This window comes from Desulfovibrio litoralis DSM 11393 (assembly GCF_900143255.1).
In the GTDB taxonomy this organism is placed as follows: domain Bacteria; phylum Desulfobacterota; class Desulfovibrionia; order Desulfovibrionales; family Desulfovibrionaceae; genus Frigididesulfovibrio_A; species Frigididesulfovibrio_A litoralis.
Genome location: NZ_FRDI01000015.1, coordinates 32,998 through 49,776 on the forward strand (window position 1 = coordinate 32,998; position 16,779 = coordinate 49,776).

General features: G+C 38.5%; 13 protein-coding genes and 1 pseudogene. 13 read left to right on the top strand and 1 reads right to left on the bottom strand.

Annotated elements, in window-relative coordinates:
* Positions 1-18: 18 nt before the first annotated feature.
* The 13 genes and pseudogenes from BT999_RS11180 (at position 19) to BT999_RS11245 (ending at position 15,375) form a co-directional block, all read left to right on the top strand.
* Positions 19-576 (top strand): LemA family protein, encoded by a 558-nt coding sequence (locus BT999_RS11180; protein ID WP_072697880.1) that lies wholly within the window; start codon positions 19-21, stop codon positions 574-576.
* Between the two features lie 11 nt (positions 577-587).
* Positions 588-2,495: a DUF2207 domain-containing protein gene (locus tag BT999_RS12570; protein WP_072697881.1), complete on the top strand. Its 1,908-nt coding sequence runs from the start codon at positions 588-590 to the stop codon at positions 2,493-2,495.
* Between the two features lie 255 nt (positions 2,496-2,750).
* Positions 2,751-3,413, top strand: coding sequence for a hypothetical protein (locus tag BT999_RS11190; protein WP_072697882.1), 663 nt, complete (start codon positions 2,751-2,753; stop codon positions 3,411-3,413).
* A 447-nt stretch (positions 3,414-3,860) separates the two neighbouring features.
* A complete protein-coding gene (locus tag BT999_RS11195; protein ID WP_072697883.1) occupies positions 3,861-6,218 on the top strand; it encodes a DUF3160 domain-containing protein in 2,358 nt (785 codons plus the stop codon).
* A complete protein-coding gene (gene amrB, locus BT999_RS11200) occupies positions 6,211-8,073 on the top strand; it encodes an AmmeMemoRadiSam system protein B (RefSeq protein WP_072697884.1) in 1,863 nt (620 codons plus the stop codon). The genes BT999_RS11195 and amrB overlap by 8 nt, the downstream gene beginning before the upstream one ends.
* A 324-nt stretch (positions 8,074-8,397) precedes the next feature.
* Positions 8,398-9,546 (top strand): tyrosine-type recombinase/integrase, encoded by a 1,149-nt coding sequence (locus BT999_RS11205; RefSeq protein WP_072697885.1) that lies wholly within the window; start codon positions 8,398-8,400, stop codon positions 9,544-9,546.
* Positions 9,539-10,345: a hypothetical protein gene (locus BT999_RS11210; RefSeq protein WP_072697886.1), complete on the top strand. Its 807-nt coding sequence runs from the start codon at positions 9,539-9,541 to the stop codon at positions 10,343-10,345. The genes BT999_RS11205 and BT999_RS11210 overlap by 8 nt, the downstream gene beginning before the upstream one ends.
* A gap of 96 nt (positions 10,346-10,441) precedes the next feature.
* Entirely contained in the window at positions 10,442-10,657 is a 216-nt protein-coding gene (locus BT999_RS11215; protein WP_072697887.1) for a helix-turn-helix transcriptional regulator, read from the top strand.
* Positions 10,650-12,140: pseudogene (locus BT999_RS11225) on the top strand (YfjI family protein). Before BT999_RS11215 ends, BT999_RS11225 begins: the two are co-directional and overlap by 8 nt.
* A gap of 354 nt (positions 12,141-12,494) precedes the next feature.
* Complete coding sequence (locus BT999_RS11230) at positions 12,495-12,881, top strand: plasmid mobilization protein (protein WP_072697890.1); 387 nt, start codon at positions 12,495-12,497, stop codon at positions 12,879-12,881.
* Positions 12,862-13,875: a relaxase/mobilization nuclease domain-containing protein gene (locus BT999_RS11235; RefSeq protein WP_072697891.1), complete on the top strand. Its 1,014-nt coding sequence runs from the start codon at positions 12,862-12,864 to the stop codon at positions 13,873-13,875. Before BT999_RS11230 ends, BT999_RS11235 begins: the two co-directional genes overlap by 20 nt.
* A 13-nt stretch (positions 13,876-13,888) precedes the next feature.
* The gene (locus tag BT999_RS11240; RefSeq protein ID WP_218587517.1) at positions 13,889-14,080 is read left to right on the top strand and encodes a hypothetical protein; all 192 of its coding nucleotides are present in this window, start codon (positions 13,889-13,891) and stop codon (positions 14,078-14,080) included.
* Between the two features lie 197 nt (positions 14,081-14,277).
* A complete protein-coding gene (locus BT999_RS11245) occupies positions 14,278-15,375 on the top strand; it encodes a Fic family protein (protein WP_072697893.1) in 1,098 nt (365 codons plus the stop codon).
* 247 nt (positions 15,376-15,622) lie between these two features.
* Here the strand turns inward: BT999_RS11245 and BT999_RS11250 are convergent, their stop codons facing one another.
* Entirely contained in the window at positions 15,623-16,537 is a 915-nt protein-coding gene (locus tag BT999_RS11250) for an AraC family transcriptional regulator (protein ID WP_072697894.1), read from the bottom strand.
* Between the last annotated feature and the right edge of the window lie 242 nt (positions 16,538-16,779).

Sequence of the window (16,779 nt, forward strand, 5' to 3'; positions counted from 1 at the left end):
TAAAAAATGGAGTTTAAAATGTATATCACTTTAATTTTACTTATTTCTTTGCCTATTATACTTGTTTTGCTTGCTATTTATATATACAACAGCATGATAAGAAAAGACCGACTAGCAAAAGAAGCATGGCACGGCATAGATGTGCAGCTTAAACGTCGCTATGATCTTATACCCAATCTGGTTGAAACTGTAAAAGGTTATGCCAAACATGAAAGTGGTACTCTAGAAGAAGTTATAAAGCTAAGAAACTCCATAAGCATGAACACGCCAATAGATGGTCAGTTACAAAAGCAAAACTTGCTTTCCGGCATGCTTAAAAGTGTGTTTGCACTAGCTGAAAACTACCCAGATCTAAAAGCCAATACTAATTTTATTGAGTTACAGAATTCACTTAACGACATTGAAGATAATTTACAAGACGCAAGGCGTTATTATAACGCTACGGTTCGAGACTTCAACACCTTCATAAGTATATTCCCCAATAATCTGTTAGCTCAAAAATTTAAGTTTGAAGAAAAAGACTTTTTTATGCTTGAAGATGATTCTGAAAAGCAAACTCCCAAAATTACCTTCTAGGCCGTATTGTAATGAAAAAAATAATAACATTTTATTTTATATTTTTAACATGTTTGTTTGTTACACTTCCTGCCTTTGCTACTGAACGCATTACAAATTATAGCTCTGAAATATATGTTAATACTAACGGTTCTATTGATGTTACAGAAAATATAACATTCACAGTTGAAGGAAATAGAATACGTTTGGGAATTTTTAGAGACTTGCCTCGTTCTTATAAGATGTATGGTAGAAAAGTTGATACTCCTGTAATAGTTCAATCTGTGATGCGAAACGGAGTATCGGAGAATTTTTGGGTAGAACAATCTGAAAACAACTTGCGTATTCTTACTGGAGCTGAACAAGATAGACCAGAAAACAGATTGCAACATGGCGAGCATACTTACACCATAAAGTGGTCTTCTCAAGGACATATCAGAAGTTTTACAGATTATGATGAACTGTATTTTAATGTAACAGGAAACAACTGGGACTTTTTAATAGAAAATGCCACTGCTACTATTATTTTACCAAAAAATTTAAAAGTAAAACAAGATGCTGCTTATATAGGTTATACTGGATCAACCGAAAAATTTAGTGGGGTTATTGCACCAGATAACACTATTACCTTTACCTCGCCACGTTTGCTACACCCCACGGAAGGGTTAACTGTTGCCGTAGGTTTTGAGTCTGGCATTATACAAGGTACAATCAAAGAAAGTGCATATCTTTCTTTTGTCAACAAAATTTTAGAACCATTTTATCCGTATCTTACACTTAATTCTTTCAATCTTTTAGTATCCGGACTTATATCATTAATTTTTTATCTGATTGTTTGGATAAAATATGGCAAAGATGAATCACTAGGTGCGATCATGCCAGAGTTCACTCCACCTAAAGGAGTTTCACCCGCAGTTGCTGCAGTGATCTGGGAAGGAAGGTCATACGATATTACTACGGTTTTGGCTGCAAGCATGGTAAATCTTGCCTCAAAAGGGTTTATTACAATTTCAGACCGCACCCTTATTAGAGACAAGAATAAAAATATAGACACACTCCCCCCGGAAGAAAAAACCTTTATTACAACTGCCTTTAAATATACAGAGGCGATTGAAACAAAAACGTACTATGAACCCTTTAATGCAGCGGTAAACAACTATAACAAAGCTCTAAAGTCTATCTTTACACAGTATTTTATACAAAATAAAAAGATAGTTGCTTTTGCTATGCTTATACAGGCAGTGATATTTATTGCTCTCTCCGTGATACTATCTTCTATGTCAGCATATTTACTTTTTGGTATTTTTTATATGCCATTTTTTTTGGCAATTTGGAATATAATAAAAAGAGTCTCATGGGAATCTAGAATCAAGATTATGATTATTATGTATTTCTTGATACAGTTCTTCGCCTTAGTTGTAAAATATGAAAATATGTTTAACGTTGCTAATATTGTTTTTTTTGCAATACTGACAAGTATAATGTTTATAAATTTTATTTTTTATTATCTTTTAGATAAGCCAACGCTGGAAGCCACACGAATACTACAGCATCTTTCTGGACTGAAAATGTTTATGGAAGTAACCGACAAAGATAAATACAAACTTATAGACGTATCTGTTTTTGAAACCAATCTGCCATATGCAATTATTTTTGGACTAGAAACAACATGGCTTTCTATATTTTTAGGAATCAACCCTGAGTATAACCCAAACTGGGAGAACAGCTCGCATAGCTTCATAAAAACTGGAAACTTCGACAACCTTCATTATGGCATAGATACAGCCAGAACAGAACCAACAAGCTATTCTTACGAATATTCAGGAAACAGTACCGGAGGTGGATCTAGTGGAAGTGGATTTAGTAGCTCAGGTTCTAGTGGAGGTGGTTTTTCTGGTGGTGGCTCTGGTGGTGGTGGCGGTGGCGGTGGCGGACGTTAAAAACTGTCAAATACGTTTTTTCAGATTCTTCACTGGTATGGTAAAACAAATTGAATTAGTTCCTCTACACAAGGCAGGTAAAGATATTTTATATAACTGCTTTGCTCAATAAGTAACAATTTCACTGTTGGGCTTAGGAGTTTTCACTTTCAAAATCACACAAAATTATAAGGTAAGAATATGAAATTGATAATGTTTTTGTCTTGCGCCTGCCTATTAGCGTTTTATACTACAATTAACGCTAAGGAGACTGAAATGGAAAACCAATGTGTCATTTTAAGAAAAAGGTTTGATCAAAAAAATATTGATATGGCTCTCCCTAATATACATCCAAGGATTGAAGTGCCGAAAGATGATTCTATTATGATATCAGTACAAGAAGACGACATTTTGAAAGTGGCATTTTTTAATGGGGCACCAAGCCGTTTTGATGTGCATAATCCAACACGACGAAATTTTACTGGTATGCCTGCTAGGTTTATATCTTTAGAGAGTGATACAGGTAGAGTTAACGATGATGGAGTTTCCCGTGGAGTTATGTTCGCTGATGGTACAATACTTAAAGCCTATCTTCCGCCAGATGCTAAACCCATTGGGTCTTCGGAATGGCCCTATGAAATGCGCTGGCGACGAGTTTATAAAAATTATTATCATGTTACCAGATATCGCGGAGCAGACACTGTAGTCTCAGAGGCTCTTATGACAGAAGAAAATGGACGTGATTTAACTGAAGCTTTAGGGGAATCTTCAGCCACACACAAAGTTGCAAAAAATTTTGCTGCTGGTTCTGGAGACAGGGTAAATATTTATCAAGGTTTTTCAAAAAAAACTCAACATGATTTTTTAACTCTTATCTATGTTTATGAAAAAGACATACCACCAAACTTTCCTAAAGGTTTAGTTCGCTGGATTCCTTAAGAAGCGAGTGTTTCGCTTTTAACATTACACAAAAATATGAGGAAGCTGAACTGGAAGAGCGTTGTAATGCGTTAGCTTCGGCTGATGTATTTCCTGAGTGGTGTAAAAACATAACAACTTTTAAACAGACGAATACTCCACAGAAATAAAATTATGTTTGTTATTTATACTATTGGTGTTTATTTGTTAAATCTCACAAAATGGAGTCCGGTATGCGTTTACTAGCCAATGAATAATCACAACTAGCTAAATTAAAACGTAAAAATTCAGAACTTAGAATGGAACGTGACATTAAAAAAAACGGCGGTGTTCTTTGCCAAAGAGTCTCGCCATAAGAGTCTTACAGATACGCCACGATAAAAAAGTTGATATTTGAGTATTCTCTAAGGCTAGTTTGCCGTTTTTTAGGTAAACTATATAAAGAAGTTGATTTACAAAAGGATAGTTATGTATTGCTACGCTCGCATCTTTTTTTTATTTGTATTATCAGTGTTTTTTAACGCAAGTTTGGCTCTTGCTGAACCAGTGGAGATTGAGTTAAAGTCTGTACCTAGTAATTTTGCTGTCTTTGTACCAGATAAAGTCAGCTTTGTAGTGACCCCTAATATGCAGGAGAAGCTTTTTCCACTAGAAAAAGCTATCAACTACGAACAACTTGGAGCACAGCTCACCCTTGAGCAGAAAAAGTTTCTTTATGAGCATCGTTTTCTACTGCTTAAAAAACTGCCAGGGCTCTACTACAGCGGTGAGGGCCCGCAATGGGATGAAATGCTAAGTAAATTTGCTAAGATTGGTGGCAGCAACCATGTAGAGTCGCGTAGTCCAGAAAACGCTGTTTTTGCTACGCCTGATCCATTCCTGCATGCTTTGCACAAGTATGTCTCAGAGCGTCTGAAAGATAAAGAGAGAAACGTTCTTGAACCTGCTTTGGTGGTTTATCTTGGGGCGTTGTATAACAATATTCAAAAGTTGCGCTCGCTGGCTCAACCTACAGCCGACCCTGCCTGGGAACGTTTACAGGCTCAAATAGTGATACCTCTTGTTTTAATTAAAAATGCTGCTGACCCTGTAAAAAGGGATGAAATTCAAAGAGATGAAGAGCGTACACTGTTTGATAATGTGGATACAGTGGAAAATGCTCTGAGCATATTTAAAGCATATAGTACGGCATTTAGCCCGGAAATGACAGCGGCTATAATTGAAGAACTGCAATTGATTTATGGAGCAAGCAGTCAGGAGTTTTCACCTTTGTACACAATGGCATATGGTCAGTCAGACAGGCAAGATGATTATACACAGTATGAACCCCGAGGGCATTACCCTGCAAATTCAACAACCCGATCTTACTTTAGAGCGATGATCCGCCTTGGGCAGACAGGCTGGCCACTGGATAAAGACAAAGGGCTAACAGATGCCCTAAACTTTGCTTTGGCCATGTCTTACAGTGCACCAGAAAATGGCATTCAATCCAAGATATTGGAAGAATGGCAGACCATAATGAGTGTCAGTGCTCTTTATGCGGGGTATCCTGATGAGGCTACTTATCCAGAATGGGTGGAATATGTGCAGAAAAATTCAGGACAGCACTCTTTCACTCCAAACAGTGCGATGGAGCAGCCCCTAATTGAGCAGTTAAAACAAAATCTTGCTGAATTGAAATCAGTAGTCCCTTTTTTTACTACTTTGCAAGCACCTACTGCTACAAACGTGCTTAGGGTTTTCCCCCAGCGTTTCACTGCTGCTTGGTTGGTGGCGGACCAGTTAACTAAGAAGAATGACGACGATTTACCATCTACTTTCTCAGGATTGTGGGTTCCTGCTGCTTTTGGTAATGCGTATGCGGAGTCGCTTTTGTCAGAACAGGCTGCAATCCTTGCTAACCCTAATCCAACGGCAACAGCAGAAGGCGGGGCATATCGTCATGTGGAGGCAGGAAGAGTAGAGGGTTCTGTTGAACAGATTACCGCACTGCAAGCACGCTTGACAGAGCTTAAGTCTACACTACAGACTGTGCCAGAGGAAAGCTGGTTTAGTTCTATTGGTGCGGCTTGGCTATATACGCTACGCACTCTAACCGGCACATACGGTGCTGGCTATCCTCTGTACATGCAAGACCCTTTGTTTGCCGCCAAAGAGTTGCAAGCATATATGGGGTCATATACAGAACTGAAGCATACTTTGCTCTTGTATGAAAAACCTAATTATGCTGAAGCTGGTGAAGGTGCAGAAGGTGAAATTCCGCCCGTGCCTAAGGGATTTGTAGAACCCAACCTAGCATTTTGGCAAGAACTACTTAGGGTAACAAACCTGCTTAAAGCTACGGAAGGGTTAGAGAAGACAAATGACAGTGATAATTTCTACCCCTTAAATAGATTCGCAAAACAAATTAAGCTGTGCATCACATTGTCGGAAAAAGAATTACGCAATGAGACCATTACTGATGAGGAATATGAAGATCTGCGTACGGGTATGAATCTGGACTATATGGCTGCTCCAGCCAGCGGGGCAATATATACAGATGAAGACCAATTTTTTTCTGGTCTTGTCGTCGACGTACAGACAGATAACTATTTAGAGCGTATTGTTTATGAGGCTGTGGCGTCGCCTTATTATATTTTGGCATTGGTTGGCAATGAGAACTCTCCTCGATTGGTGGTTGGTGTAGCTTATAACCACCATGAATTTACCACTCCATTTGGCCAGAGGTTAACAGATAAAATGTGGAAAAAGCGTGTTTATCACGACAAAGACGCCGACCTGCCTGAGAAAAATTTCTGGTATAAGGCTATTACACCCATTGAATAATATCAATATGTTAAATGCTCAGTTACGTATTGTATCGAACTTGGTAACCAATCACGATTGGCAAATCTTGTTTGATTTTCTGAAATTCCTTGTTGCGAGCCTTTGTTTACAACGCCTTATTATTTCGACTCCAGACCGTTTTGTTTGGAGTCGAAATAATAATTATAAGGCAAAGTGCTTGAGTGGCATAGTAGCGATGCTTTTAGTTTTTTTACTCTGGTGTTTTGGAACTCTACCAGCGTGTGCGGAAGAGCTTTATCCTCCCTTGTACCCACGCTCTGTTCTCTTTACTCGGGCTATGCAACAAGTTGCGAATATTCCGGCTGTTCAAGAAGAAATTCGAGTATCAGGAATTACCGTGCCTCATCATCTGCTTGCGGCACCGCTGATTGCTGAAGGTTTTGCCCGTCTGCGTGAACAACACTACGATCGAATTATTATTCTTTCACCCGATCACTATACCTGGGGTAAAACTGTTTTTTCTGTACCTAAACAGAGTTTTTCCACATGCTTTGGGACAGTGGGTATTGACCAACAAGCAGTTAACACTCTTTTGCAAAACCCTCTTGTCTCCGCTTCTAATTTGTTTTCTCATGAGCATGGAGTGCAGGCTATTTTGCCTTTTATTGCTACTTATTTCCCAAATGTGCCTGTCGTGCCCGTGGCGTTAGGTGTGCGTTCAAAACAGGAGGATTGGGACACGCTTGCCACTGCCCTTGCTCCTTTACTTACACAGCATACGCTGATCATTCAAAGTACAGACTTTTCACATTACCTTCCAAAAGAGCTGGCTTTTAAAAAAGATCAAGAAACACTGCGTGTACTTTCAGGTTATAACCTAGAAGAAATTAATACCCTTATTCAGCCAGAGCATACAGACTCAAAAGCTGCTCAGTACTTGCAACTAAAATTACAGAAGGAAGTTTTTAAAGCACATTTACTTGTTGAGGCTAATGCCAACGCCTGTGATTTTTTGCCTGCAGGACAAAGTGAACCCGAGAGTACCACCAGTTATATACTTCAACTGTATACGAGCAAGAGCTTACCTACGCGAAATAAGCACATATTTTTTGGGGGAGACTTTTTTACCGGTCGTTATCTGGTCAAACTACTTGAACAAAAACAGGTACGTACAGCACTGGTGAATAAAGTATTGGAAATAACCCAAGGAGCACCACTAGTAGTGAATTTCGAAGGTGTTATTCTACCTAAATGTCCAGATTTGGACAGCACCTTAGATGCATCAGGGTTGCGTTTGTGCATGACAAAAGAACCCACCCTTGAATTGATGCACAATTTGAACATTGTGGCTGTTAGTCTAGCTAACAACCACAGCCAAGACTTTGGTGCGTCTGCGTATCAAGAAACCAGAGATATTTTAGCAAAAGCTGGAATAGCCACTATTGGTAGGGGAGAAGTGTGCATTTTGCCAGACATAGCAATCACTGCTTTTACGGATGTGGACAATAAAAATGCACCACGAGCACGGATTATAAAGGCTACTGACCTAGAATCCCTGCAAAAACAATCTCAGGAAAAACCTTTGGCTGTGATGTTGCACTATGGAGTGGAATTTTTTCCTGGCCCGGGCTATCGAGAAAAAAAACTGGCTGAATTGTTTGAACAATATGGAGTAGAAATAATAGTTGGATCACATGCCCACCAATCTGGTGCTTTGCAAAGTTCCAAGGGGCGAGTGTGGGCGTGGTCTTTGGGGAATTTTCTTTTTGACCAGCACAGCAAAAAGGCTACTTGTACTCTTTTGGAAGTGGTATTTTTTTCGCACGGAACCTACTGGTCGAGGCAACACGAATTAGGTAATATGTATAACCAGTTGAAAGAAGGCTACCACTAATGCCCATTTAATGCCTTTAAATACAAGAAAAGGGCTTACGATTTCTCGTAAACCGTTGATTTTCTTGGTTGTGGGAGCAGGATTCGAACCCCTGACCTTCGGGTTATGAGAACTCTAAGTGCTTGATTTTTAAGATTCCTACCTAACACTACTGAGTATAATAGTCTTTAATTACAATGTATTGCAAAATTGTTAATCGTGTGTATAATCCTTCACAGTTTAACTAAACTATATTGTTTTTAAGGTTCAGGGTAGGAATAGGGTAGGAAGAATTTAGCTGTTTTTAGCTGTTTGACTTATTGTGTAACAACACGGAGGGCGAATATGGCAACGAAATACACTCGTGTTAGCCAGAATAAATGGGAAGGCGTTTACTTTTACGAAAGCACTACTAAAAAGCACGATAGCAAGCCAGACATGTGTTATGTGGTTAGTTTTAAGGTTGGAGACCGCAAAATATGGGAAAAAGTCGGTTGGAAAAGTCAGGGTATTAGCCCACAGGTTGCTCATCAATACAGAATTAAACGCATTCAAGAAATCCATCTTGGAACGCCCATCGTTACCGCTTCTCAACGAAAGCTTGATATGCAGAAACGCAATCGTACTATTGGAGAAATTGCAGGTATTTATTTTGAATCCAAAGGAAGCGACCTTAAAGGCTTGAAGACAGATAAGAATCGTTATGAAAAGCATGTTGACCCACTTTTTAGCAAAAGTCGAGTTCCAGATCTCACTCCTATAGACATAGACACGCTCAAGCAAAGTATGGGTGAAAAAGCAGATGGTACTATTTGGAATGCAATAGAAATTTTACGGAGAATTATAAATTTTGGAGCTAAAAATAATCTTTGTCCTGCTCTACCATTTACTATTGAAATGCCAAAACGAGATAATGAGCGGGTTGAATATCTAAAAGAAGAAGAAATGCAACGCTTATATGCTGTCATGAAAAACTGGCCCAACCAAGAAGTTTGTCGCATGCTTAAGCTTGCTTTATTCACTGCCATGCGTAAAGGAGAGATATTTAATTTAGAAGATAGTGATCTTGATTTTCAATTTGGATTAATACGTTTGAAAAATCCTAAAGGCGGGAAATCAGTATCTATTCCAATGAATCAAATTGCCCGTTCAATTCTAGAAGAACAGCAAACATACAGAGACCAAAAATATCTAGGTTGTTCTTTTATTTTTCCAGGTAAATATAATACCAAAAGAACTGAGTGTAGTGCTGTAGATAGGGTGAAAGAAGCGGCAGGGCTACCAAAAGACTTTCGTATGTTTCATGGATTGCGACATCATTATGCTGTTACTCTTGCTAATTCAGGCAAGTGTACTCTTGATATGATAGGTGACTTACTTACTCATAAAAGCACAGTAATGACTAAACGGTATGGTCAATTTTTGCCTGAAACTATGCAGAAGGCTGGCGAAATGGCGGCGGAATTACTGGGTATTGAGGGTCGTCATGAGTAAAATTAGCTGTTTAACACTAAAAGAGTACAGTGGTATAGCTTTACAAGCAAAACACCATATAAATTTGATTGGCATGGATCCCGCAGCAGCATTTATTAATATTTTAGGTACAATGCTTTTTCCAGATATTAAGCAAAAAAGAATGGCATGGATTATAAGAATGTTTTTATACACACGTGGACAGAAACATGAAGAGGAGTTTGATACAAGTAATGAGAAAGGTTTATTGGATGCCTCTAAGGAAATTGGCAATGATTTTGCCGAATTAGCTTTTATGTTTGGTGGCCCTGCAGAAATAAATAAAATTTTATTTAGTACTCAACATAATAATATAGAAATTGAAGGCCAAAATAGAATTAGTAATGGTGTAATAATCGGTAAAGTCTTTCTTGAAATGTTAGATAATAAACTGAGCTTACAAGAGGCCACTAATATTATTTTTGAAAATGACAAGCCGAACTTAACAAAAAGTACAATAGCAAAAGTTTTATGGCCACAATTTATGCCAATAGTCCATTATTGGGCGGCTTTAAATATTTTTTATCAACATAATGGGTTGAGTTTTGATGATGTTACAATTAAAGATCCTGATGAAATGTTAAGTTGTCTGCGGTTAAAGCTTCTTGGTAAAAAAGATGGAGTTGAAGGTCTTATTAGACTTGCAGAATCGTATCAGTTTCGAGGAATTGCAACTGTACCAAGGAGGAAAGGGCATAAACACCCCATTTTAGATATAACAAAAATGTTTTTTATTATTCACCCTTTTCTTGAAGAATCAAAAATAGCAAGAATCTTTTAATGACCATAAAACGTTTTTGGGGCGATAAAAAAAATAAGCTGTGTTGTACTCCATAAAAGCTCAAATAATTGAGTTTAAAAAAATATGGAGGCATATATGTCAAAAAAGCTTAATACAATAGAAGCTGCTGAATATCTTGGAGTTAAACGTGGAACAATGGAGGTATGGCGTTCTTTAGGAAAAGGTCCAAGGTTTTCTAAGCTCGGAACAAGAGTAGTTTATGAAATTCAAGATTTAGATTCTTTTGTATCGGATCGCAAAGTTGAAACTTGTGATACTTTCAACTTTAAAAAAGGTGGCGTACATGCCTGATGCCCTTTTGAATTTTGTACAGCCTGTTCCTTTTGATGAACATCAACCACCAACAATAGATCACAATATCTTACCAGGTATTATTAGTGAATTTGCATCAGCTGTTGCTAAGTCTATTCAAGTGCCGTTTGAGTTGTCCCTTGTCAATGCTCTTGGAGCTGTTGCTGCTGTTGCACAAAGAAAGTTCAGGGTTCAAGTCCATGACGGATATTCAGAACCCTTGAATATCTTTGCCTTAGCGATTTTGCCACCAGGAGAAAGAAAAAGTGCAGTTAAAGATGCTTGTCGTTTCCCTTTACTCCAATGGGAGGTAGAGCAATAAAAAAAGATTAAATTAGAATTAAAACATGCTCAAGCGGCAAGGCAAGTACAAGAAGAAGTTCAGCGTTCTTGGTTAGCGTCTGCTAGAAAATGTGATACAGCTCAAAAACGTCAAGAGCTAGCAGAAAAAATTGCAACACTTAAAGACGAAATAACAGACTTGCCCACGCCCCCTCGCATTCTTGCTGATGATACAACTCCAGAAGCTTTAGCTGCTCTTATGGCTAATAATGAACAACGTATTGCTATGCTTGAAGCAGAAGGAGGTTTTTTTGATACTTTGGCAGGTAGGTATAGCGGAGGAGTACCAAACCTTGATGCAGTCTTAAAAGCTTGGAGTGGTGAAGCTTTGAGAATAGACAGACGGCATTCTGAACCAATTCAATTAAATGACCCTGCTTTAACTTTAATTTTATCAGCTCAACCAGATGTGCTTGCAGGCATTGCACAAACAAAATCCTTTCGAGGTAGAGGGCTTTTAGGACGTTTATTATTTTTGTTACCAAAAAGTTTAGTTGGAACAAGAATTATAGAAACATTTCCTATACCTGAATTAGTAAAAAGTGAGTATCATGCGAGATTAAATCATCTTTTAGATTTAAAATGGCAAAAGAACTCACGAGGGGAATGCATTCCATATATGCTTGCTTTAGAGAGCGAAGCCAAAGCTATATGGCTTAAATTTGCAAGTGAAATAGAGTTTGCTCTTGCAGATGGTTCAAGCATGGCAGGCATGAGAGATTGGGGAGGTAAACTTCCTGGGCAAACCTTGCGTCTTGCTGGTCTTTGTCATGTAACTTTGCATGATTGCCCTCAAAACACGCTTATTGATGTTCAAACTATGCACGCAGTTCTCTCTTTGTCAAAAATATTGATTGAACATGCTAAGGCAGCGTTTTTTTTGATGGGTGCAGATGATGCTATTGAATGTGCTAGAGCTATTTTAAAATGGATAATGCAAGAACGGCTTGCTCATTTTACTTCTCGTGCTTGTCTGGAAAAAATTAAAGGGCGTTGGCCTAAAATGTCTTTAGTTAATCCAGGGTTAACAGTTTTAGAAGAACGTAGTTTTATAGCGGCACAAGAAAGAGAAAGTATTGGAAGAGGACGACCCTCGAAAATATATATTGTTAATCCTCTTCTTTTTGGAGTTGAAACATGATTTTTGTTTGCTCCAAATTAAAGAAATACACCTTAGCACAAAATTCGCAAAATTCGCAAAAATAGTTTGAACTAAGTGTGTAAAAATGGATTTGTGCGAATATTGCGAATATTGCGCTTAAGCATAAAAAACACTTGTAAGTACCTTTAAGTTTATTTTTATTTGACTTCGCATTCTCGTTTTAAGGTGTTTTTAGAGCCTCGCATATTAGTCGCAATGGTTAGTAGCAAGCCATGTTTTCGTTGCACTTAAACGCTTGGTCTTACAGACGTTGGGGCAGACGGGCAAAGGCAGAAAAGCCAAAAAACAAACACAATTAACAGAGCTTCGGCAGGGGTTCGCCAGAGGTTAATCATGAAAAAATATAAGGCAAAAGGTGGCAGAGGTGGACGCCCACAATTACAAAATGAATTGGTTAGAGTTCATACGGTGGGCATCAGATTAAACAGTTCAGAATTAGACAGCCTAAAACGCAAAGCAGATAGTTTTGGATTGCCTTTAGGTCAATGGCTGAGAAATATCGCTTTGAAGCATTTTGTGCTACGTCCTTTAGTTCCTGAAATAAACAGAACAGTTTATGCCGAACTTGCCAATTTGGCGAGCAACTTAAATCAGATTGCAAAAGCCAGCTATTCTAGTTCGGTGGCGATGCCTACCCATTTGATTTGCCAAACAAATAACAAGTTGCATCTCTTGCGTCTTGAATTGTTGGGAATAAAAAATGATAGCAAAACTGATTAAAGGCAAGGGTTTTCGTGGGGCTTTAGAGTACGACCTTCAAACACAAAAAGGGCAAATTCTGGAAACCAACATGGCAGGGCAAACAGCGAGAGAGCTTGCCAAAGAGTTTGGAGCGATTCGGGCGTTGCGTCCAAATCTCACAAAGGCGGTGTGTCATGTCAGTTTGAGCATCAGTCCAGACGAAAAACTAAGCGACGAACAGTGGAAAAGTGTTGCAAAAAGCTATCTTAAACACATGGGTTTTGAAAAATGTCAGTATGTCGCCACAAAGCACACGGACACGGAACACCCACACATTCATCTTGTCGTCAATCGCATCGGCATAGATGGACAGGTCGTCAGTGATAGTCAGGATTATCAAAGGCAAGAAAGCCTGATGCGAAAGCTGGAGCAAGAACTGAACCTAAAAACTGTTGAGCCGAGCCGAGAAGCTAAGCGTAAAAGTTTGACGAAGGGGGAAGTTGAACACAGCGTGCGTACTGGCGAGCCTTCGACCAGAATGCTTTTACAAAAAATCATAGATCGCACTTTGCAAAACGGTTTAAACCTAGAAACTTTTACTCACAAACTAGAAGAGCAAGGCGTAAAAACACGTTTAAATCAAGCAAGTACGGGTTTTGTCAGTGGAATAAGTTTTAGCCTGAATGAAGTAGCTTTAAAAGGTAGCGATCTTGGCAAAAATTACACATGGAACGCATTACAAAAAAGGGGATTAACGCATGAGCAAGTTAGACATGACCAGAGGATTGACGGATGCACGCTTGGAGAAAACATATCCAGTGGGCAATCAGACAACCAATCAGAGGAAATCAGAAGAAATGAGCGAGGAGGAACTTTTGGCAATGAGAGTCAACCTCTTGAACCAACAAGAGATGCAAAAGCTGAAGAGCAACACAGAATTGATCAAGCTTTTGAAAGACTTGCAAGAATCAATAAAGACAGCGAACAAAGAAATACGCCAGACCGCTCAAGAGGTCAAAAATTATCCCGCTGAAGCCGTGGCAAAAGTGGCAAAAACTATTGAGCTTGCGTTTCAAGATGTGCATAAAGCGGCACAACAAGCCCAAAAAATCTACGATGAAGCTCAAAAACTAGTCATGAGTCTTGAAAGAAATATTATCTTATGGTTATTAATGACAGGCGTAATCTCCCCACTGGTCTTAGTTACAGGATATATATACCTTGAACGCTGGTGGTAGGAATCAAAACTATTTAATTTAAATAACTATTCTATTTTGCCCATTCTCTTTTGCTCTGTTTAATCCAAATAGAGTTAAAGAGAATGTTTTTTTATTTTGCGGCGATTGTTATATCTATTCGCCTTAATAATTGCGGATAATAGTTGCATTTAATGTGAATAGCTGTCATATTCATCTCAATAATTACGGAGATTAGTATGAGATATATTCACGAAAGGGCAGAATGGCCAAACTTTCAATGGAATATTGAGAGGTTGGCTGGTTTGTTAGCTACCGTTCGGCACAAACAGGGCTTGCTTTTAGGGCGTATGAGTACGCTTGGTTTTTCCATTCAGGCAGAAGCAGGTTTGGAGATATTGACAGAAGACGTTGTTAAATCAAGTGCTATTGAAGGCGAAAAGCTAGATTCAACGCTGGTGCGTTCTTCCTTGGCTCGTCGACTTGGCATTGATATTGGTGGAATAACCCCAATGAACAGGCATATTGAAGGTATCGTTGAAATGATGCTTGATGCTACCCAACGCTATGCAGGACCATTGACCAAGGAGCGTCTTGTCGGCTGGCATGCGGCTTTGTTTCCTACTGGTTTTAGTGGATTTCGAAAAATCACTGTTGGTGCATGGCGTACTGCTGAATCTGGAGCGATGCAAGTTATTTCTGGGGCATTCGGGCGAGAAAAAGTGCATTTTGAAGCCCCTGATGCGGTGCGTTTGGATAAAGAAATGAACGCTTTTCTTAAGTGGTTTGATGCTAAGCTTGACTTAGATCCAGTGCTTAAGGCTGGAATTGCCCATTTGTGGTTTGTTACCTTGCACCCATTTGAAGATGGCAATGGGCGTATAGCTAGGGCGATTGCTGATTGTGCCTTGGCTCGTGCTGATAATAGCTCACAACGTTTTTATAGTATGTCCGCTCGTATTGAACAGGAGCGAAACGCTTATTATGCCATTTTGGAAACAACACAAAAAGGCGGAGTGGATATTACTAACTGGCTAGAGTGGTTTCTTGAATGCCTAGAGAGGGCTATTGATGGTGCTGATGAGATACTGGCCTCTGTTTTGCGAAAAGCTCAGGTGTGGAACAAGGCGAACCAATATTCGCTCAATGATCGTCAACGAATTGTTTTAAACTTCTTGTTAAATGAATTCAAAGGCAAGCTAACCAGTAGTAAATATGCCAAGCTTGCAAAATGTTCGCAGGACACAGCCTTACGAGATATTCGAGAACTAATGAACTATGGTCTTTTGTTCCAAAGCGAAAGCGGTGGGCGTAGTACGAGTTACGAACTTCGCTAATTTGTAGGGGTAGAGTGCAAATATATCTAGACTCTTAGTTAATATATGTCAGCAACAATATTTATTACCATTTTCTTGTAAAATATATTTTTGATAATGCTACTTTCTAGCAATCTTAATAAGTAAGCTAAAGCTGTTTGTTGTTGATAGACACTAGAGGCGAGTACGTTAAATCATCTAAGTTGTATTATGTCAAATTACACTACTATTTAATATTTAGTTGTGAATCAGTTTGAAAACAACTGTATTATTTATCTCTAAGATGAAGAATATTTCTAAAAGGTGGTTCGCCAAATAAACGCTTATATTCTCTGTTAAATTGCGATATGCTCTCATAACCAACTGTCATAGCTGCTGAACTTGCATCTAGGGAACTTGTTAACATCAAGCGTTGTGCTTCATAAAGACGTAAGCGTTTTTGAAACTGTATGGGGCTAAGTGTTGTTACTTGACGAAAATGGCGATGAAATGTTGAGGGAGCCATGTTTACTTGCTCCGCCAAGTTTTCTACAAGAAGAGGTTCTCGATAGTTTTTTCGTAGCCAAGAAATAGCTTTTGCGATTTGGTTGCTTTGAGTGCCTAATGTGTTTATTTCACGTAACCATTCACCATGAAACCCTAAAAGTAGGCGGTAGTGTAGTTCTCTTTTTATCAAAGGAGCTATCACAGGAATTTGGTCAGGATAATCAATCAAGTCTATAAGTCTAGAAAAAGCATCAAGAATTTCTAATTCTACTTTAGCAACAACGACTCCTTTAAACGACTTTTTTACACTATAAAATGTTGATGAAGGTTGCATTTCCGCTATCAGTTGAGCTATAAGATACCGATCAAGTCCTAGCGATATAGCTAAAAATGGTTTTTCAGGAGAAGCCTCTGTAAGGCGATAGAGGCTTGGCATATCCACTCCTGCTACCATGCAATGAAGTGCTCCATAATTATATTCATCGTTGCCAATTCTTGAGTATTTACAACCTTGTATAATCACACCTACAGTTGGAGTATAAAAACAATTTTCAAGTGTACCCTTATTTTCTTGCCTCGAAATCATTAAGCCATCAATTTTTGTATTTTGTTTACCAATTTCTGTGCAATGTTGTAAAATTTTTTTTTCGAGGTTTGTTCTTAATATTTCAAGCTTTATTTGTTTATCTGTTGACATTGTTTAGCCTCACTATAAAAAACTGTTTTACACAGTTCTGTCTTTTTTCATTTTTTGTTGGTTTTCATCTGCGTACTTTGGGTTTATTATCATCAATTTTATATTTTGAATAGGTGTGAGATAGTTTTAGGCAAAAAATATGTAGAAATATGTATATTCCTATTAGCTCTAATTTACTACATATACGTTTATATAATCATTCTTTTGAATGTATTGTTGATAGTGGAAGTCTGTGCATGAAG